Origin of the sequence: Chroococcidiopsis sp. CCNUC1 (genome assembly GCF_023546805.1) — a bacterium.
GTDB classification, from domain to species: Bacteria; Cyanobacteriota; Cyanobacteriia; order Cyanobacteriales; family Chroococcidiopsidaceae; genus Chroococcidiopsis; species Chroococcidiopsis thermalis.
This window is the reverse complement of record NZ_CP097482.1, coordinates 197,019-215,084: the sequence shown is the minus strand read 5'-3', so window position 1 is coordinate 215,084 and position 18,066 is coordinate 197,019. Positions and strand designations below refer to the sequence as shown.

At 45.5% G+C, this 18,066-nt stretch carries 24 protein-coding genes and 2 pseudogenes; 16 read left to right on the top strand and 10 right to left on the bottom strand.

The genetic code is table 11. The features are described 5' to 3' along the window. The first annotated feature begins 115 nt into the window (after positions 1 to 115). Both M5J74_RS32005 and trxA read left to right on the top strand, forming a co-directional pair. Positions 116 to 253, top strand: a complete 138-nt coding sequence (locus M5J74_RS32005; protein WP_250017775.1) for a hypothetical protein — start codon at positions 116 to 118, stop codon at positions 251 to 253. A 22-nt stretch (positions 254 to 275) separates the two neighbouring features. Then, the gene (trxA, locus tag M5J74_RS32000) at positions 276 to 599 is read left to right on the top strand and encodes a thioredoxin (RefSeq protein ID WP_250017773.1); all 324 of its coding nucleotides are present in this window, start codon (positions 276 to 278) and stop codon (positions 597 to 599) included. Positions 600 to 744: 145 nt separating this feature from the next. On the opposite strand, the gene M5J74_RS31995 is transcribed toward trxA, so the two are convergent. From M5J74_RS31995 to M5J74_RS31980, 4 genes are all read right to left on the bottom strand, one after another. After that, positions 745 to 1,017 (bottom strand): DUF1830 domain-containing protein, encoded by a 273-nt coding sequence (locus M5J74_RS31995; RefSeq protein WP_250017771.1) that lies wholly within the window; start codon positions 1,015 to 1,017, stop codon positions 745 to 747. A gap of 220 nt (positions 1,018 to 1,237) precedes the next feature. Next, complete coding sequence (locus M5J74_RS31990; RefSeq protein ID WP_250017770.1) at positions 1,238 to 1,513, bottom strand: BrnA antitoxin family protein; 276 nt, start codon at positions 1,511 to 1,513, stop codon at positions 1,238 to 1,240. Beyond that, entirely contained in the window at positions 1,476 to 1,751 is a 276-nt protein-coding gene (locus tag M5J74_RS31985) for a BrnT family toxin (RefSeq protein WP_250017768.1), read from the bottom strand. Before M5J74_RS31985 ends, M5J74_RS31990 begins: the two co-directional genes overlap by 38 nt. Positions 1,752 to 2,086: 335 nt before the next feature. Continuing rightward, complete coding sequence (locus tag M5J74_RS31980) at positions 2,087 to 2,356, bottom strand: hypothetical protein (RefSeq protein ID WP_250017767.1); 270 nt, start codon at positions 2,354 to 2,356, stop codon at positions 2,087 to 2,089. 168 nt (positions 2,357 to 2,524) lie between these two features. On the opposite strand from M5J74_RS31980, the gene M5J74_RS31975 reads away from it, so the two are divergent. The 5 genes from M5J74_RS31975 to M5J74_RS33050 all read left to right on the top strand — a co-directional run bounded on the left by M5J74_RS31975 (position 2,525) and on the right by M5J74_RS33050 (position 5,874). Continuing rightward, positions 2,525 to 2,839, top strand: coding sequence for a hypothetical protein (locus M5J74_RS31975; protein WP_250017765.1), 315 nt, complete (start codon positions 2,525 to 2,527; stop codon positions 2,837 to 2,839). 57 nt (positions 2,840 to 2,896) lie between these two features. Then, positions 2,897 to 3,706 carry a hypothetical protein gene (locus M5J74_RS31970; protein WP_250017763.1) on the top strand — a complete coding sequence of 270 codons (810 nt, stop codon included), beginning with the start codon at positions 2,897 to 2,899 and terminating at the stop codon, positions 3,704 to 3,706. A gap of 55 nt (positions 3,707 to 3,761) precedes the next feature. Further along, on the top strand, positions 3,762 to 4,553 hold the full coding sequence (locus M5J74_RS31965; RefSeq protein WP_250017762.1) for a hypothetical protein: 792 nt from the start codon (positions 3,762 to 3,764) through the stop codon (positions 4,551 to 4,553). Between the two features lie 99 nt (positions 4,554 to 4,652). Further along, a complete protein-coding gene (locus tag M5J74_RS31960; protein WP_250017760.1) occupies positions 4,653 to 5,756 on the top strand; it encodes a hypothetical protein in 1,104 nt (367 codons plus the stop codon). After that, a complete protein-coding gene (locus M5J74_RS33050; RefSeq protein ID WP_256498810.1) occupies positions 5,743 to 5,874 on the top strand; it encodes a hypothetical protein in 132 nt (43 codons plus the stop codon). The genes M5J74_RS31960 and M5J74_RS33050 overlap by 14 nt, the downstream gene beginning before the upstream one ends. Here the strand turns inward: M5J74_RS33050 and M5J74_RS31955 are convergent. Beyond that, positions 5,854 to 6,606, bottom strand: coding sequence for a PAP/fibrillin family protein (locus M5J74_RS31955; protein ID WP_250018018.1), 753 nt, complete (start codon positions 6,604 to 6,606; stop codon positions 5,854 to 5,856). The two genes, M5J74_RS33050 and M5J74_RS31955, sit on opposite strands and share 21 nt — an antisense overlap. A 208-nt stretch (positions 6,607 to 6,814) precedes the next feature. On the opposite strand from M5J74_RS31955, the gene M5J74_RS31950 reads away from it, so the two are divergent. The 4 genes from M5J74_RS31950 (at position 6,815) to M5J74_RS31935 (ending at position 8,912) form a co-directional block, all read left to right on the top strand. Beyond that, complete coding sequence (locus M5J74_RS31950) at positions 6,815 to 6,973, top strand: hypothetical protein (protein WP_250017758.1); 159 nt, start codon at positions 6,815 to 6,817, stop codon at positions 6,971 to 6,973. A gap of 234 nt (positions 6,974 to 7,207) precedes the next feature. Then, a complete protein-coding gene (locus tag M5J74_RS31945) occupies positions 7,208 to 7,834 on the top strand; it encodes an NAD(P)/FAD-dependent oxidoreductase (RefSeq protein ID WP_250017757.1) in 627 nt (208 codons plus the stop codon). Then, positions 7,792 to 8,718 carry an NAD(P)/FAD-dependent oxidoreductase gene (locus tag M5J74_RS31940; protein WP_250017755.1) on the top strand — a complete coding sequence of 309 codons (927 nt, stop codon included), beginning with the start codon at positions 7,792 to 7,794 and terminating at the stop codon, positions 8,716 to 8,718. Before M5J74_RS31945 ends, M5J74_RS31940 begins: the two co-directional genes overlap by 43 nt. A 2-nt stretch (positions 8,719 to 8,720) precedes the next feature. After that, positions 8,721 to 8,912, top strand: coding sequence for a hypothetical protein (locus M5J74_RS31935; protein WP_250017754.1), 192 nt, complete (start codon positions 8,721 to 8,723; stop codon positions 8,910 to 8,912). On the opposite strand, the gene istB is transcribed toward M5J74_RS31935, so the two are convergent. Continuing rightward, the gene (gene istB, locus M5J74_RS31930; protein ID WP_371934121.1) at positions 8,896 to 9,498 is read right to left on the bottom strand and encodes an IS21-like element helper ATPase IstB; all 603 of its coding nucleotides are present in this window, start codon (positions 9,496 to 9,498) and stop codon (positions 8,896 to 8,898) included. The genes M5J74_RS31935 and istB overlap by 17 nt on opposite strands. Next, positions 9,434 to 11,193: pseudogene (gene istA, locus M5J74_RS31925) on the bottom strand (IS21 family transposase). The gene istB and the pseudogene istA overlap by 65 nt, the downstream one beginning before the upstream one ends. A 309-nt stretch (positions 11,194 to 11,502) precedes the next feature. On the opposite strand from istA, the gene M5J74_RS31920 reads away from it, so the two are divergent. The 3 genes from M5J74_RS31920 to M5J74_RS31915 all read left to right on the top strand — a co-directional run bounded on the left by M5J74_RS31920 (position 11,503) and on the right by M5J74_RS31915 (position 12,415). Beyond that, entirely contained in the window at positions 11,503 to 11,706 is a 204-nt protein-coding gene (locus M5J74_RS31920) for a hypothetical protein (RefSeq protein WP_250017752.1), read from the top strand. Next, positions 11,684 to 11,815: a hypothetical protein gene (locus M5J74_RS33045; protein WP_256498809.1), complete on the top strand. Its 132-nt coding sequence runs from the start codon at positions 11,684 to 11,686 to the stop codon at positions 11,813 to 11,815. The genes M5J74_RS31920 and M5J74_RS33045 overlap by 23 nt, the downstream gene beginning before the upstream one ends. Before the next feature lie 66 nt (positions 11,816 to 11,881). Further along, complete coding sequence (locus tag M5J74_RS31915; RefSeq protein ID WP_250017750.1) at positions 11,882 to 12,415, top strand: hypothetical protein; 534 nt, start codon at positions 11,882 to 11,884, stop codon at positions 12,413 to 12,415. Between the two features lie 210 nt (positions 12,416 to 12,625). Here M5J74_RS31915 and M5J74_RS31910 read toward each other — a convergent pair whose 3' ends face one another. After that, positions 12,626 to 12,907, bottom strand: a complete 282-nt coding sequence (locus M5J74_RS31910; protein ID WP_250017749.1) for an HU family DNA-binding protein — start codon at positions 12,905 to 12,907, stop codon at positions 12,626 to 12,628. A gap of 456 nt (positions 12,908 to 13,363) precedes the next feature. Between M5J74_RS31910 and M5J74_RS31905 the strand changes: the two are divergent. Beyond that, positions 13,364 to 14,426 (top strand): annotated as a pseudogene (locus M5J74_RS31905) (IS4 family transposase). 220 nt (positions 14,427 to 14,646) lie between these two features. Here the strand turns inward: M5J74_RS31905 and M5J74_RS31900 are convergent. Together M5J74_RS31900 and M5J74_RS31895 are read right to left on the bottom strand one after the other, a co-directional pair. After that, positions 14,647 to 15,624 (bottom strand): CVNH domain-containing protein, encoded by a 978-nt coding sequence (locus tag M5J74_RS31900; protein ID WP_250017747.1) that lies wholly within the window; start codon positions 15,622 to 15,624, stop codon positions 14,647 to 14,649. Positions 15,625 to 15,901: 277 nt separating this feature from the next. Then, the gene (locus tag M5J74_RS31895) at positions 15,902 to 16,417 is read right to left on the bottom strand and encodes a hypothetical protein (protein WP_250017745.1); all 516 of its coding nucleotides are present in this window, start codon (positions 16,415 to 16,417) and stop codon (positions 15,902 to 15,904) included. A gap of 279 nt (positions 16,418 to 16,696) precedes the next feature. Between M5J74_RS31895 and M5J74_RS31890 the strand changes: the two genes are divergently transcribed. Next, a complete protein-coding gene (locus tag M5J74_RS31890; protein WP_250017744.1) occupies positions 16,697 to 18,052 on the top strand; it encodes an AAA family ATPase in 1,356 nt (451 codons plus the stop codon). Positions 18,053 to 18,066 lie beyond the last annotated feature (14 nt).

Here is an 18,066-nt window from a genome sequence, read left to right as displayed (position 1 = left end):
AGTTCATGGAATTAATGGCAAATCTTGCTTGACTTTCTAATTACTTGAAGGATTGTAGTGTAGCAGTTTTGAGGTGTAGAAGCGTGCAGGACGCAAAAAACGAGCAGCAATCGCGATGCGCGAGCGAGTGCAAAGAAGCGATCGCACTTTGCGCTCAAACAGTTACGTTCCTACAGGCGAGCTGAGTTTGCGATGTTGGTCGATCGATGGAGAGCCATCTAAATTCTTTTGCGGTAGCGTTTTTATGGGATAATGCTACCTTTGTAGGAGACTCTATGACTGCTGCTTACATCCAATCCCAAACCGAGTTTGATGCGCTACTAGAAACTGAGCCAGTGCTTATCGTAGACTGCACAGCTACTTGGTGTGGACCGTGCAAACTGATTGCTCCCTTGATCGACCAATTGGCACAGGAGTATGGCGATCGCGCTCGGGTCTTGAAGCTAGACTTAGATACTAACCAACCGATTGCCAAACGATTTAGTATTCGCAGTATTCCGGCTGTGATGCTGTTCAAGCAAGGCGAATTGGTAGAAACGCTCGTCGGTGTTAAACCCTACGAAGAATTCAGCACTGCTGTGGCTAAGTATTTAGCTTAACGGTTTTGTTGGGCGTACTAGTGAGGGTGAGGTTGTCTCTACAATCAGCAGCGCTACTTGTTCGGAGAGCCAAAAAGAGTGATAACTACGCTCGCGCTCTTTCGCTGCGCTACACTCCGTGAACGCTAACGCGCTCTCCGAGTGGTTAGTTGTTCTCCTCCCCCATACTGACTTGCAGTCGTTGGCAATCAATCGTATCAGCAGGTATGGCGCTAGCAACCTTAGCAGAGTGAATTTCCAGTTGTGCGTCTTTGACTGCCTCAAACAACAAGTGCTGACCGGGAAAGACAATTCGTTCCAGATACCAGTGCGGAATGTTTGTAATCCGAGCAATCTGGATTGTATTGGTTGCGTTCTTATAGTTACACAAGATACGTTCAGGGTACTCGTCGGGTAAAGAATCTACAATTTGAGTCATAGCGCAAGCGATCTCGCAGCAGCACCAAAACAGGCTTGACTCAGCTTAACTGAATGTAAGTCAATGCGTCACGGGTGCCATAAACAAGCGCTTTAGTTTCACCCGCTCGTTAGATAATTCGAGAATTTCTTGACTATCGAGTATTACCCTAATTTCAGCTTCACTAAGCGCGATCCCGCCACCACCGCTTCTGAGCTTCAAAACAAGCAAACAAAGCCGACTATTGATGTGCTTCCATATAGGCACGGAGCAATTGATTGATCTGCGTTTGATAGCCCCGCCCTTGAGACTTAAACCATTTTAGTACATCGCTATCAATGCGAAGTGTCACCTGAGTTTTGGCTTTGGCAACAGGTAAACCCCGTCGCACTACTGCCTTGGCAAACATTTCTGGCGTAATCTCTGGGCAATCCGATAGATCGATATCTTCATCGGTCATCGCATCCAATCGTTGCCAATCAGTTTGAGAGTTGCTCGAAGTAGATTCGTCGTTCATATTTCGTCGCTTTTCTAGCAGAAATAATTCGGGTACAATCCTCTCGCTCGGTATGAACAACAGCAACAACTCGCCCTTGCAACAAACCGAGTGTGATAAAACGCTGCTCCCCATAACTGTAACGGTCATCCTCAACTGTTAAAGTATCTCCATCGAATACATCTGGGATATCAAGAAAATCAATGCCGTGCTTGCGAAGATTGGCAAGACGTTTTGCTTCATCCCATTCGTATTCCATGAGCGAACGACAGTTACAATTTCCTATTGTAGTTACAATTTGTCGTTACAGCTATCCATGCCCAGTAGCTTCGTTCCTCAACGATCCGGTAGCAACTTCAAACCACTAACTCACCTGATGATTCGCAACATAACAATCGCGTACCTGAAAACCCTAGTTCATCACAGCATTGATGGGAGAACTAGAGGTGACAGAGTAGTTACCAGATCAAGTGAAGCGTTGTATACTTGTCGCCTTCTTGCTTGACTACTAATTGCTTGACTACTAATTGTCAGAGGATGGAAGAATTGTCCAAAATGCGTGTGCTTGCCGATCTTGCTCTAGCTAGCAGTTGTTTAAGCTACCTGCGTTTCCCTGTCTTCTACCAACAACTCGGTCAATTGAGCTTGCGATCGCCCAAGCAATTCTAAAAATTCAGACACGCTATTGCATCCAGTTGCCTTTGATGCTTCCACTAAACCCTGCCAACCAGATTCGGTCACAGTTAAAGTACGTTTTTTCTTTGGCTCGCCGTAAACTTCTTCACTACTGGGTCTGCCTTCGTGAATTAGATTAGCCAACGTGTTTGGGTGTTTCCCATGCGCGTAAACAGGTTTTTTAGTCATAACAAGAAAAATATACCAGCACTCACACTTTCTAATATACCCGTATATTGACAATCTTTTATTTAACACGTATTATTAAGATAGAGCGAAAGCGGTTAGTTCCTGACCTGAGAAATCAAAGCTAACCGCACCGCTTTCCCTTTCGTTGCCAAAAAGGAATCTTTTCTTATGCCAAATTTTACATTTGATGAACCAGCGATTGCAACAGATACAGCTAATTGCGATCGCATTTTCCCAGTGCTAACTGCCCCTGAAGTCTTCTCTAGAAAGCTCGTCGGACATAGATTTTTGGTTGAGCTGGTTTCCAGAAAGTACGAACTCCTTGACGATCGCGCCATTCCAGTCAGTACCAGAACAATTGATGTAGTAGTGACGCAGCCAACTTTTGATGCGATCGCCTCTTTGATTGCAGCGTGTAGCTGGTTAAAGGGTTACTCGATTGTCTCCTACAGCGAACCGAGCTTTGACGAGGCTCCCTTCTAAATAAATTCAATTGGCTTGGGGCAGATAGCTCCAAGCCTTAATTTGTAGGAGAAAACGATGAGCAATATCGTCCCAACTCAAAAAGATTTATCAACACTGGCGATCGCCAACAATCTGAAGATCGACACGATTGACGATCTACAGCGACTAGGTGAAATTCTGTCTCGCTCTGGATTCTTTGAAGATTGTAAACAAGCAGCGCAAGCAGTCGTGAAGATTTTAGCAGGAGCGGAGTTGGGTTTCCCTGCTTTTTCCTCGATGTGCGGCATTTACATCATTAAAGGAAAGCCAGCAATTGGTGCTAATTTGATGGCGGCAGCGGTGAAGAGAAGCGTTCGCTACGACTATCGAGTTCTTGAATTAAGCGATCGCATTTGTAAGATTGCCTTTTTCGATGGAGATAGAGAAACCGGAAGAAGCGAGTTTAGTGCCGCTGACGCACAAAAAGCCGGAACCCAAAATATGGGGAAGTTTCCCAGGAATATGCTATTTGCAAGGGCGATGAGCAACGGCTGTCGCTGGTTTGTGCCGGATATTTTCTTAGGTGCGGCAGTCTATACGCCAGAGGAGTTGGGAGCAACAGTAGACGAGGAAGGGAATGTGATTGAGATTTCTCCATCACCTCCTTCAGTTCAGTTGCCACCAAACCAAAAAGAGATTTATCGCTCCTGGCGCTCGGTGAGTGATGCGATTTCGTGGGCGAGTGAATGTTTGCCACATCTAACTGTTGAGGAAATCCAAGCCCACTTCGATGCATTAGACGCACCACCAGGAAGGAAAGCACCCGCCTGGATTACTAAGGTCAACGAATTAAAGCAAGTTTACATGACTAGTGACGAGCAATCACCCGCCCAACCGTCCGCATAAGAATCTACTAGGCTCTTGTGGATTGCAAGAGCTTAACACAATTGGAATCTGAATAATGATAGCAACCAAGCAGAATACCGAGCAGAATTTTGACAACTTCTCAGATGTATTAGACCGCTTAGACGAATTTGGGCTAACTCCCAACCAATTTCGCATCTACTGTCATTTATTCAAGAATGCGGTGGATGGCGTAGTTTCAGAGTCCAGTGAAAGCATAGCCAGGATGTGCAAGTTGACCCGTATAACTGTTTTACGGGTGGTGTCTGACTTGTCAAAGATGAATTTAATTTCTTGCGATCGCGCTGCTGGGAAGAAATCGGTGTTTTATCTAACGCCGTTTTCTGATTGGCACAGACTTATCCCCGAACAGAACAAATCTACTACCAAACAGCAAAGTAAAGTCGTCCAACTTAGAGCCAATGATACCAGCCAATTAAACTCAGATACCTGTACAACAGATGAACCTGTAAAGCAATTTAACAGCCAGCAGGAGGCAGAAGTACCCTTACAGGGTACTTCTGCTCTCCCTGCCAACAAAGTAGTCAACGAAATTAACACGTCAACTGCTGAAACAGGTAGCCTGGACGAAAAGCTTGCCAACGCAAGAGCGCGAGGATGGCGCGATACAGGGACGTGGTGGATGACAAGCGGGCAACAGGTAGTGACGGTGAATCGGTTTGTGGTGTCGGTTGCCGAGTTCATGGAGCGTTCGCTCGATAGCTTCGATGTTGGTCGGCAGATGTGCGTCGATGGCTTGAGAAAGTGCAAAGAGCAGATTGAGAAAATCAAGCAGAGAAAGAGCCAGCAACAATGCGATCGAGCAATGGCGGTCGCTATGAACCAGTGATAAAGACTACCTAGTTTTGCTGATTGCCTGACACTCTCCACTTGAAATCTTGGTCAAAGACCCAACGAGTACAACGTCAAAGACCCAACGAGTACAACCATGCCGAAAATGAAATCGGATAAAGATACGCAGGATGTGACACAGGCTCGTCTAGCTGCGGCACATCGCTTCAAGCGCGGTGAGCGCGTGCGCCACAAAGTCACCCAGAAGCTAGGAGTATTTCAAGAACTCAACTTGGGCTTTGCGCTGCCAGAAGTTTGGATACAGTTCGACAGCGAGCGCGAAATCGCCGTGACTCTCTCTTGCAATCCACTCGATCTAGAAAGAGTAAATCTCAGCAATCAAGAGCCAGAAATACAATTAGATAATAAGCTAGCAAGTGTGAAGAATCAACTTGTAGCGGTAGAAGTTTTATCAGAACTCACCGAAACGGAAGCAGCAGAGCGCCACCGATTAGAATTGCGTGTAGAAAGGGCATTCTGTGAGGCGGGTAAAGCATTGGCAGAATTACGGGAGCGGCGGTTGTATCGCAGTACCCATAAGACTTTTGAAACTTACTGCCAAGATAGGTTTGGATTTACTCGCCGTCACGTAAACTACCTGATTGCTGGTTCCCAAGTGGTAGAAAATCTACAAATGGGAACCATTGGTTCCCAAATTCTACCCACCAGCGAACGTCAAGTTAGATGTTTGATTGCCCTAGAGAAGGATTTGCAATGTGAAGTTTGGCAACAAGCATTAGTTGCATCTAACGGCAAAGTCCCATCAGGGCGGGTGGTCAAAGGGATCGTCGAGCAGCTCAAAGAAAAGCCCCTGGTACTTGCCAAAGACTACTGCCAGGTGGGTGATGTATTTATCCTGACCAGGCTAGAAGGTAAAGAAAAGAAATATAACGGCTGTTGGGCGATCGCAGTAGAGCCAAGAGACTTTACAGTGATTGTTGAAGTACACGACGCAACTCTTACTGTGAAGCCAGAAAACTTAAATAAGATCGATTCTCCCGAAGCCCATCGGCAGTTACCGCAGATTTTGCAGCGGATAAGAAAGGTGCGGGAAGTACCTGGATTTCGCGATCGTGCTGCATATGCGATGTTGGAACACTTAGGAAAACAGACTTATCTCACGCCGTTGGAGGATAAAGTTTTGCGGTTGATCGAGCAAGAGTACGGGGTTGAGGATGTCGGGCGAGATGAGGAAAGGTGAAAGGGGCGATAACTACGACGATCGCTTCGCGCTTCGCGTGGCTGTGGCTGTAGTGCTTCCTAAGCTAGAGCCACAGAACCGCTTTTTTCAGCTCGAATTACTGCCGCTGACAGACTAAAATTGTCTCCCGTTGCCCACGAGTAATCCGAAGTTCATCATCAAGATAGAGAATTTCTAAACGACCTTTAGGCGAACGATGCATGGCAAAAGAAACTTCTCCTGTTTTTGGATTCATTGCTTGTGGGGGAACTAGACCGAACATCAACCGGAATAAACCACTCATCAGTTTTTCCAGCAAACTTCTTGGTGGAGAGTGGCGCTGCTGGCTAAAAACCGCTTGCCAACCGTCCATTTGATTTGGGTCTTGCAAAGCTAGAATTCCTCCGGTAAATTCTACTTGCAGTACTCGTTCGCTAATCGGGTGACAAACTCCTTGGTTGCGGACAATTCCTCTCAGTTGGGGAAGGGATTCGTCAATTGTAGTAAATTCCACAATGATATCGTGGCTGCGCTGTTCGCCATTACCTAACAACAAAACAGGTTGTAGAACTCGGTTGATGACTAACTTTAGTGCTGTCGGTTGAAACATATTGAAAGTAAGGCGGCCAAGAGTATAAGCATACTTGCCATTTGGAAGCTGCTCTCCTTTTGGAAAATTCGGTGCGCTGATCAACAACCAATTACTATCCAGTAGCCTGTCACTATATGCTGGTGCTGTTGTTGGGTTCAGAGATTGTATGTTGGAGATTGCAGCGATAACAGCTTCGTCCTTGGTATTCCCACCGCAAGCAGCAAGTGCTTGACGCAAAACTGTTTTAGCTGTTGCACATTTTTCTGGATCTACTGCCATATTCATGACTTTTTAATCAAGCAACTACTTCCTCGTGACCTATAGTTTTCAGGAGATCGACTATGCTAGAAAACTCTAGCGACACCTACCACTACTATCACGAACTTAGTAGCGTTAGCATCAATACGAGGCAATCGTTGTTAACTCTTGTCACGAACAGGGTGTAGGGTGTAGGAGAGAAGACGGCTAGGGTTCGCGAGCGGTTGCGTTGCTAAGTCCGCCACAATTAAGCCGCGTCTTGTTGAAAGCCGAGTTGGAAGCGGTGGATTATGCGATTTTAGAGACGATACAGCGCTCGTTGTATTTGACACCAAGACAGATGTGGTACTTGGAAGTGATGGAAAAAGATTATGGTGTGAGTCGGTGAAGGGCGATCGCACGCGACTCCCTTCTACAAACAAGCAGGGGTAGGGAATTGGGGGACGAGGAGCAATTCACGACAATCTCCTTGTTGGACTACTACTTGAATTGTGTTAAATTCTGGTAAAGAATTTTACTGATGCTGTCAACTGGTCATAGGAATAACACAATCAAAGGTTGTGGCTGTTAATACTAATGTAGAAGTAGTACCTTAGTGGAAAGTGCTTCGAGTCGAGCTTCAATGACAAAGCCAGAACCAGTTAGTCACGTTCTCCTCGCAACACCAACTCACACGCTTATCAGTGGGAAGCAAGCAATAGTCATTGGTGGCAGTATTACTGGCTTGTTAGCGGCACGAGTATTACTCGACCACTTTGAGCAGGTGACGTTGATAGAGCGCGATCGCTTTTCCCAACAGCCGACAGCACGCCCTGGTATTCCACAAGCAAATCAAGTCCACGTCATCCTCACTCAAGGACAGCGAATTCTCGAACAGCTGTTTCCTGGCTTAAAGGATGAGCTAACAGGGGCAGGCGCGCCTACTGTAGATTGGATCGCTGACTGGATAGTATTAGGAGCATGGGGTTGGGGACCACGCTTTGCTTCCGGCTTCACGGGTTATACTTGTAGCCGCACCTTCCTCGAATGGGTACTTCGACAGCGGCTGACCCAAGATCGGCGCTTGCAAATACTGGAAGGATGCCAGGTCACCCAGCTATTAACTAACACGAATAAAACCCAAGTGACAGGGGTAAGATGCCGTTACCAAGCAGGAGTAGATCCAACTACCCCACCCCAGACACGAGATTATGCTGCCGATTTATTGTGGATGCAACAGGTCGTAATTCTGCCCTGCCGAAGTGGTTAGCTGCTCTAGGCTATCCTTCACCCCAAGAGACGATTGTTAATTCTTTTTTGGGTTATGCTAGCCGTTGGTATCAGCGACCCAAAGAACCCAGGGTAGATTGGCGAGGAGCAACAATCATGTCTAAGCCACCCGACGCAGGGCGTGGTGGCGTACTCTATCCAGTAGAAGGCAACCGTTGGGTGGTAACTCTAGGGGGTGTCGGTCGCGACTATCCACCGACTAGCGAAGCTGATTTTCTCGAATTTGCTCGCAGCCTTCGCAGTCCGATAATTTATGAAGCAATCAAAGATGCACGACCCCTCTCTGGGTTATATGCCTACCGAAGAACGGAAAACCGCTGGTATCACTACGAACAGCTATCTAGGCTACCGGAAGAAGTGGTAGTTATGGGAGATGCAGTGTGTGCTTTTAATCCAATCTACGGTCAAGGAATTACAGTCGCAGCGATGCAAGCCCTCACTCTAGACAAGTGCCTCCAGCAGCAGTTTCAAGGTGATCGTGACTCTCTATCTGGGTTAACGCGACGCTTGAGCAAGCAATTAGCAAAAACAATCGCGACTCCGTGGTTAATGGCAACAGGAGAAGATTTGCGCTGGTCAACCACAGTAGGAGAGCAGCCGGAGCGCATGACTCAACTGACGCAGCGATACTTCGACCGAGTACTCAGGTTAATGATAGATGCCCCTGACGTGTATCAGAAGTTTTGGGCAGTAATTCACATGGTTGAACCGCCGACAGTACTATTCCAACCCAGTATTATGGCAAGAATATTCTTTCAGGTAGTCACGGACAAATTTTTCAGGGGATGTCAAATGTCAATTACTTTTTCCAGTTGGCGACGATTACTTGTCTGGTTAAGGAGTGAAACAATGATTGACATTTGAGAATGTCAATTACTTATGATGTAGTGCAACTATGGACTAAAAAGGAACTGTACATTATCATGACAGTGCCTCAAAGTCTTAAACTTTATCTCTTGGTAGATAGCAACATTGAAAGTGCTAGTGGTGGTGTTGCTGATTTGCATAAAGCAACAAATTCCAAGCCGATTTTAGCTCGCCTCAATGGTGCGACTTAGTTTTAGCTCTAACTACGGCTGACTGCTTACGAAAACTCTCAGCTTGAATCTCAAGAATCAGCGCATGATGCACCAATCGGTCTACAGCTGCAACCGTCATCATCGAGTCGGAAAAGATAGCATCCCATGCGCTAAATGGCTGATTGGCAGTGATGAGCAAGCTCCTGCGCTCGTAACGATGGGCAATCAACTCAAACAGCACCGACGTTTCGGCTTCCGACTTTTTGACATAACCAACATCATCAATAATCAATAGATCGAAACGGTCGAGCTTGGTCAGAGCAGTGGGTAATTGCAGTTGTAATTTGGCGTGTTGCAACTGCTGAACTAATATTGTGGCAGGGGAAAACTTGACCCGCTTGCCTAACTCAATCATGGCGCGCCCCATTGCTGCGGCAAGATGTGTTTTTCCCACCCCACTTGCGCCAAATAACAGCAAGTTCTCGGAGCGCTCTAGCCAGTTGGTATCTTGCGCCAGTTGCATCAACACAGCTGGATTGAGCTTGGGGCAGTGGCTAAACTCAAAGCTCGAAAAACTTTTTCCGTTTGGCAGTTGGGCTTCTGCCAGTGCTCGCTGTAATCGCACTTGGAAGCGACGATTGACCTCTAATTCGCATAGTGAAGCGCAAGAACTGACTGTATGACCATTGCTCCTGAGTCGCCTTGGCTTCTAAACTCTGCCAGTGGTTGAGCATGTGGGACAGACGCAGTTGTTTGAGGTGAAAACTGAGATGCTGGTAGGGGTTGAGCGAATTCTGGCTCGTGGGCTGAGCCGAGGAGTTGGTCATAGGGCGATAACTCGTGTTGTTGGATATCTAAACTGGGCAGTACCGTTTCGCTTAGTAGTTGGAAGTAACGCTGCAAGCCAGCAAGTGTCAAGCTTTGTTGTTGCAGTTGCGCTTGGAGATACTCGGCAACGGCAGTTTCTTTGTTCTGGGTCGCAGCAATGTAGAGTGCTTCGACCATCAGCCTAGCAGCACTGTCGGGGTCAAATTGGTTACCCATCTGCTGCCAGAGAGCGCGCCATTGCTCTGTGGGCAAAATCTCACCCTGCCAGGTGCAGTAGAGAAACGCTCTAGGTTTGCGACGCAGCCCAGCAATGATGTGACGGTAGTTAATGCAGCGTGCTCTGCGACTTTTGGCAGGGTCTGCCACTCGAAGGCGAGGCAGTTCTACCACCTGCGTCTTGCCGAGATAGCCTACCAATCGGTCGTGATAAAGGTGGAGGGTCAGTTGCTGTCCAATCAGGCGTGATGGTACCGTGTAAAGGATACAGCGCACCTCAATGGTGCTGTGACAACTCACCCGCGTCGTCAGTTCCTCATAGTCTGGGTAGCGGTAGCTTGGCAACGGTTGCAGATGCTGCTTTTCGACTTCAAACTTTTGGCTGCATCGCGCATTTAGCTTTTCGACCACTTCAGTAATAAACGCTTGATACACCTTTATCGACTCAAACTCAAAGCTGCCGCGCAGATACAATGCTTGTCTCAAGCGGCGTTTGAAGTGTCCGTGTGGCGACTCTATCGCGCCGTTTTCGTGAGCGATGCCTGTGTTGTTGCGTGTTGGGTTCATGCGATAGTGGTCACACAGCTCATCGTAGAATCGGGTCAAGGGCTTGTTCCGTTTGCCTGCCATATTGCGATATGCAGCACTGAGGCTATCAGTACGGTGTAGCTTGGGAGTCCCTCCACAGGCAGCTAACGCATTTTGAAGTCCTTGTGATAAGCCGATAAAGCTTTCGCCCCCTTGGATTGCTTCTACGTACTGCCAACCACTCTCCGGCAAGGCGGTAGTGATAGAGAATGTGCTCAAACGGCTTACCAGCAATCGTAATGCTCAGATCTGAAACTTCAGTGAAGTCCGACAAGCCCATCTCCCCAGCCTCATGGCGCAGTTCAAACATCACCTCCTTGGTATCGTCATGGAGTGCCTTCCAGGTCTGCACTCGTCGCTGCAATGTGCGTAAGACGCTTTGGTATTGCCCTGGATATTTTTCTACTAGATAATCAAATAGCGTCATCGGCTCCAAGCGTGGCTCTCGCCGCAGCATTGGCTCTAATTCGTTGTCCCATACCTCAGCCAGCGGGTCAGGGCGGGTGCGCCAGCCGCGCTCTCTTCCTGTTTTCGGTTGGTGTTGTCCTGATTCAATACGTCTGCCGCTGCGTTCAGAAAACCCAGCGATAACAGCTGATTGCTGCTGAGTGCAGCCTTGTTCTCGTGCTCTCATGTACACTTGGACTTGATAATTTTGAATCGTTGGCACTAGTTTTACTTCCGTCATCCTCTTGGAAGTGATAAGAGTGCTTTTTCTATGACATTGGCTACAGCTATCTAATTGTCGCTAACTCAAACTGCGATCTGAAGATCCCTCCAACCGGACAGAGTAGATGGCATCACTAGCTTTTTGTATTGTCGTCGAATAGGGGAAGTGACTCTGACAAAAACTCGATATTCAAGCAGTAGAGTATGTAGGGAAAAATTTATTTTCTCTCGATTCATGCAAAAAGTCGTCGCATAGCCAAATTGGAATGCGCTGTTAATGTTACAAGCATAGAATAATCAAATCGCAATTCTTCAGGAAAAACGTGACATGACTACAGCCAGAGCGGAAATTACGCTGAAGTTTAACGAGCTACCAGAAGCTAAACCAGCAGCGAATAAAAAAGTAGAAATTACGCTCACTGACCAAAACGGGATCTTTTTCACTGCTTTAATTAATGCAAAAAGTTGGCGTAAGGCAGAGGCGGATGCAGCAGCTTTCAGTGAATGGGGTGGGTGGGGCAGTAAGCGGTAAGTTAGGGCAACGTACAGCAGATGGCTTTGAAGTCGTTGAAGCAGGGGTGAGGATTTTTGAGAAAAAGCCAAAAGAACCAGTGGCGGAAGCTGTTGCTACTAGTGCATGACTTGCAGTGGCGCGCTAGCATTCTCATCGCTGACGCGCTTGCGAGCGACCAACTACTTGAATTCTAATGAAGAATTCTAATGAAGAATTCTACTGGTGCTTGCAGCTCATTAGACAGATATCGCCATCTGAGCGAGAGTTTGAGGATTTGTCAGCTCGATCGCTGACAATTTTTGAACCGAGCGAATCTTCACCAATCAGTCGTTTTTCCCCAGAACCGATTGCCCACATGAGGAAAATAGAAATGACTAGTGCTAATCAAAAAGTTTCGCAATCGCGCCAAAAACTCACAGAATTACCATTAGAAATAATCAAATCTCTAACAGAGTATTTGCTAGAAGAATTAGGCGATCCATCAACCCAGCTAGAGCAAGAGGCACTGCAAGCGCTGCAAAGTGGCGATTATGACAGCGCCAAACGTTTTTGCTTGTACGATCCCTGTAACTCCTATTTAGCAGCAATTTCCTGTATTGCCAGCGCTTACCGTTCTCCAATGGTGGCCGATTCGGTGCTGAGGGATGCAGCGCGACATACCTGTAACGTTGCCAAGCAAAGAGCTGAAGTTCGGATCGCTCGACAGTTCCAGCAGATTCTCAGCTGAATTTGGGTGACTCTCATCCTGGAGGGAGTACAAAGATAGTACGAGCGGCTGCTGCCAAAACAGAAAATCAACAACTGGTCAATTCAGGCAAGGCGGAGATGCAGCAGATGATTGCAGCTATCCTCGCTCAGAGCGTCCTTACATCTCGTGTCGACAGAATGCCAGTAGTCAGGATCGTGTCAGAAGGTGGTAAGAGCGATTGCCCCAGAACTAATCGTTAGGAGCGACTTTATCTTTGAATAACTTGCCAGCAGAAAAGGCAGGAACGCGAGTGGCAGGGATCTGCATCTTCTCGCCAGTTTTAGGATTACGCCCTTCCTTGGCTTGTCTGTGACGCGGTTCAAAAGAGCCAAAACCGACTAAGGAAACTTTATCGCCGCCAGATACGACCTCCACAATTGTCTCTGTAATGGCACTGAGGATTGTATCGGCTTCTCTTTTGGTTACGTTAGTTTTGGAAGCAATAACGTCAACGAGTTCGGCTTTATTCATAGTAATTAAGGCTCAACAGGTCGCCGCCATTGTAGTGTAGAAAAAAGGTAATGGCAATTGCCAACCCGTAAACTTCAGATATTCAAGTGGAAATCATCTAAGATTAGCCTTTATTTATCAACATTTAGATGCAGGAGGTTGGGGGTAATGTCAGAAGAGCGATTGCGAAGCATAGCTGCAATGGCTGAAGGATGACTTGCCCCAGGTAGGTACAGATTTCCTCGCTCCCAATGCCCCGCTAAGAGATGGGTGTTGCTAGTGAATTACTACCCTAGAATCGCAATCTCTTTCTGGGACAGCTACTTGAATGCGCTGGAATTCTGATGAAGGATTCTATGTTGCTTACAACTTATTGTAGAAACAACCTGTGTACAGGACAAAAAAATAGGGTAGGGGTTGCAACAGGTGGCAGAGAAAGGGTTTCATAGAAAGTTACCACACCATCTTTGAAACCCTATGAACCAAGTTAACCTACTTCGAGACACTTTGAAACCTCATCTCCCATGGCACGGTGCTCGACTCAATAATCTTTGCTTTGCTTTTAATTGCCCTCATCAGAGTGAAAACGATAAACTTGGCTCAGTTAGCAGCAGGATTTCGGAGTGAGGCAAGAACTGACTCAAGCTATAAGCGATTACAACGGTTTTTCAGAAAATTTGACCTTGATTATTCTTGGATTGCTCAATTGATTGTTGCCTTGATAAATATTCCGCAGCCTTGGGTGTTAAGCATCGACCGTACAGAATGGTCATTTGGGCAAACTCGTTTCAATATCTTTATGCTAGGTGTTGTGCATCAGGGAATCGCTTATCCAATAGTTTGGACGATGCTACCGAAGAGGGGCAACTCTAACAGTGATGAGCGGATGGATTTAGTCGAGCAGTTCCGAGCAATTTTCCCCGATGCAGAAATTGCTTATCTGTGCGGAGATAGAGAGTTTATCGGTAAAGAGTGGTTAACCTATCTCATGCTCGAACCCACGCTCCCTTTTAGGCTGAGAATCAAGGCAAATCAAAAAATTCATGATGGTCAAGAAAGCCTTTGTGCAACGATTATTTTTGCCCATCTCCAACCTGGTCAATCCGAGGTTTTATCAGGTCGTCGTTGGGTTTGGGGTCGTTTCGTCTATGTGGGAGCCTTACGTCTAGACGATGGAGAACTGTTGATTATTATCTCGGATGATTCGCCCACTACAGCTCTTGCTGACTATGGTCAGCGTTGGGGGATTGAAACTTTATTTGGCATGTTGAAAACTAGAGGCTTTTGTCTCGAATCAACTCATTTTACTGACTCAGAACGTTTAAGCAAACTTTTAGCTTTGATGACTTTGGCTTTATGTTGGGCGATCAAAACTGGCGAGTGGTTACATCAACATCAACCCATCAAAATGAAGAAGCACGGACGACGACAAGCGAGTATTTTTCGTTATGGCTTCGATTATCTTCGTTCTATTGTCACCGATTTAGACTTAAAATCTGATGAGTTTCTCCACTCGTTACAATTTTTGTCCTGTACTTAGAGAAACAACACAACCCAATCGTCTCGGCATAGCCGATCGTTAAAGTCAATCATTGTTACTCTATTTGTAGCTTATATGACCAAAAACGGTAGCATCTTTACTTTTTTCTGGCTATCAAAGAAAGTAAATGGTTGTTCAAGATATTTAGAATAAAACCCTCAGTACACGCTTACCAAGGGTTCTGCTAAGATGCCAAATTAGGAAAAAGTTACCTAGCTTATCAGCGACCCCTAACCACAGTTAAACGACCATTGTTATTTACTATTCCGGTGTCCAAATTGATAGCTGAAGTTACCCAAGAACCAGCTCCATTGCCTGCCTCGCAACGTAATATCGTAAATTTCCTAACTATTAAGCTACAATTTCGGACGGAACCGGTGAAACCACCATCTTTCTGCCAGGCTAAACGTCCACCGTTGTTTACTATGTTATTATTTATTGCTACAGCAGTTGGTAAAAGCTGCCCTGCTTGATTGTAACATTTAGCACTCAAATTGGCTCCACCTCTACGGTCAATATTGGTGAAAAGATTGATATCTCTACATGATGCTGTAAACCCACCACCTGCCCTTCTTGGTTGTACATTTCTTGGTAAAATTCTGGCATTGGAGAGGCGGCCTGCAAGGGTATAAATCTGGGGACGATTCTGTCGAAAACTGGCTAAACTTCTGCGTAATGCGAGTCGTACTTGATTCGCCACCTCTCGCTGACTATGGATGTTTAGATTATTTCCTAAATACCTGGCTGGTATTAGCACTGTCGCAATGGTGCTATCACCCCTCAGCCCGTTGACCTGCACTTGAATATTCTGATCCCCGTTGGCAGTTTGACCTTGGCGGTCAATTCTGATATGCCCAACATCTTGGACTATATGACTACTTGCACCGCCTCGTAGATGCTCGAACCGCAGACTAGCAATTACCACTTCTGCCGAGCGAAGCAGCTGGGCATTTAATGGTCGAGGCGTGTTTCGCATCGGACCGTATGCAGTTGTATGTAGTACAGAACCTCGTCCATTTTGCGGAAGCTGGAGTGGACGTGATGGCATCGGCAATACCAGGTGTGGTAGTTTGTGTCGGTGTTGAGCTGATGCAGGTAAGATAAAACTAGTGCTAACTAGCATCGTACAAACTGTACCAGCAATAAGTGCAGACATCTGAGCTTTCATATTAACTCCGTAGTTGTTAATGTTAGACATTGTTTCTTCGACTAATCACTAATTCATTAATCTGCTTGGTGTTTTTTATGCAATCTCCTGTTACCTGGTTTAATATCGAGTTTGTAAATGCTCCTTCATCCGTTGAATTTGCAAGCGGGAGAGAGACCGAACCCTTTGGAAACAGTTTGGGTCGAGAATACCTTCATTTGCCGAGATTTCCCTAGTTAAAAAGAGGCTGCTGCCTCTTAAAAGAAGCCCCCAGGCAAGTAGCCCAGGAGCTAGGAAAAGAGGAGATGGGAAAACGAAAAGCCTATTATTAACGGTGCGTGTTCGTCTTCATCTGCCGTGTATAGTCACTAACTTGAAGCAGTTCCACTGAATGGTTTTTGTTATTGACAAGAAATGTAGCTCGCGCTTTTTCACTTAAGCGCATCTGATATTGATTTTGGGTTCCTTTCACCCTTGTGTATTTAGCATTTGGAACTTTCTGTGCTGCTTGTTGAGGAGATAGTCCCTGATTAAGCGCATTCTGAAATTTCTCCAAGTTTTGCTTTTCGACTGAGGTGAGTTGATTAAGCTTTGCACTTTTTTTATCCAATTGCCATTTGTTAGTTTTGTTGTTTTGTGGTGTAACAATTGTACTTTGTCCACCTTTGGTATTTCCTTTTTCTGCTAACAGTAGCCTTGATTGTTGTTCACCCGTAAGAGCTTGACCATTTGTGTTTGATACACTAGCTGATGCTGGCATTGCCGCAGTAATAGCAAGCATTGCACCTGCAACAAGTGCAGTCATTTTGGGTTTCATACTGACTGGGTTGTTGATATTAAGCATTATTGCTCTCCTTGGTTTTTGGTTCAAAAGATTTTGGTCTTGCTATTTAGTAAGTGAAAAGTTCGATGAGCTTTCGCTGTCAATTTATCTTTTCTCTTAGCTATATGTGTATGCTACTCAGGCAAAACTTCAAATGTCTAGAAGCAAACAAATTAATTTGAATTTTATTATTTGCTCTAGGGCAAATAAGGTAGAGCAGATAAATTTATTTGCTCTATACAGTTAAATACAATTGACTGTATATTGTTAGTACGCAAATTCATAGAAGGCTACTTAACCATGTTTGATACACTTCAAGCTAGTCAAGAAGGAAGGCTCAGATTCACGCAGGCGTGTAAGAAATTAGGATGGTCTCAACAGGGTGTAGCAGATGCAGCTGGTGATGGTATAACTATTGATACAGTTAAGCGATTACTCGGTACAAAATCAAAACAAGCAGAGGTAAATAGAGTTACAAGATGGCAAGTTGAAAGGCTTGCTCAAGTTGTTGGTTTGTCACCAACGGATATAGTTGACCCTAAAGATTGGTATCGACAGCAGCTACCACCAGAGTTTGAGCCACTAATTGGAGAGTTAACTCAGAGATTCTACGGTCGGAACGATGTTTTTCAAAAGATTGAAAGTTTCCTAGACAGCAATCACCGTGGGTATATCATAGTGTTGGGGTATCCAGGAATGGGAAAAAGCGCGACCGCGGCTAAATATGCTGCTGATAACTGTGCCATTTGCTACTTCAATATTCTTGCAGAGGGTCGCAATCAACCGGAACTATTTTTAAAGAGTATTCGAGACCAACTGATTGAGCGTTACGATCTGCACAATGCGAAGGATGCTAATTTGTTAGATTTACTCACTCAAGTTAGTCGAAAACTTTTATCTACTGAACGCCTTGTGATTGTAGTTGATGCATTGGATGAAGTGAAACAAGAATCGAGTAAAAATGAGAATATTTTATATCTACCGACAGTACTTCCTTATAGAGTTTATTTCCTACTGACCAGACGACCTTATACCCAGGACACAAAACGATTAACTGTGTCTCCAGGAGTTCCGGTAGAGGAATTAAATCTAACTGAGTTTAATCATAAGGATGTGAAGGGGTATATTCACTTATTTCTCAACGAAGACCCAGATTATAGGGATGCACTAAGAAAATGGATTCAAAACCGCAACCTTACTCCTGAAGACTTTGTTGAGCAGCTAGCGGATAAAAGTGAAAACAATTTTATGTACTTGAGGTATATTTTACCAGCTATTGCTCGCGGCGATTATGATGACCTGAGTTTAAAGCAATTACCCGTTGGTCTTCAAAACTATTATCATACTCATTGGGTGCGGATGAGAATGGATGACGCACTCAATGAAATAAAGGTGAAGATTCTGTTTACTTTGGTGTTAGCTTGTAGGCCAAGTTGTAAAGTAATTGCTGATATTCTTGAGCAAGATGAATATGATGTGCAATCAATTCTAGATGAGTGGATTGAGTATTTAAAGGAGCAAATAGAAAAAGGGGAAATCTGTTACAGGATCTATCACACCAGTTTCCTTGACTTCCTAAAGGGAAAGAAAGATTTGGATTCAAAGCGGAAACTACTTAAGGAGGTTCATCAACGCATTTCTGACTATTTATATTAAATCGTAGGAATGGC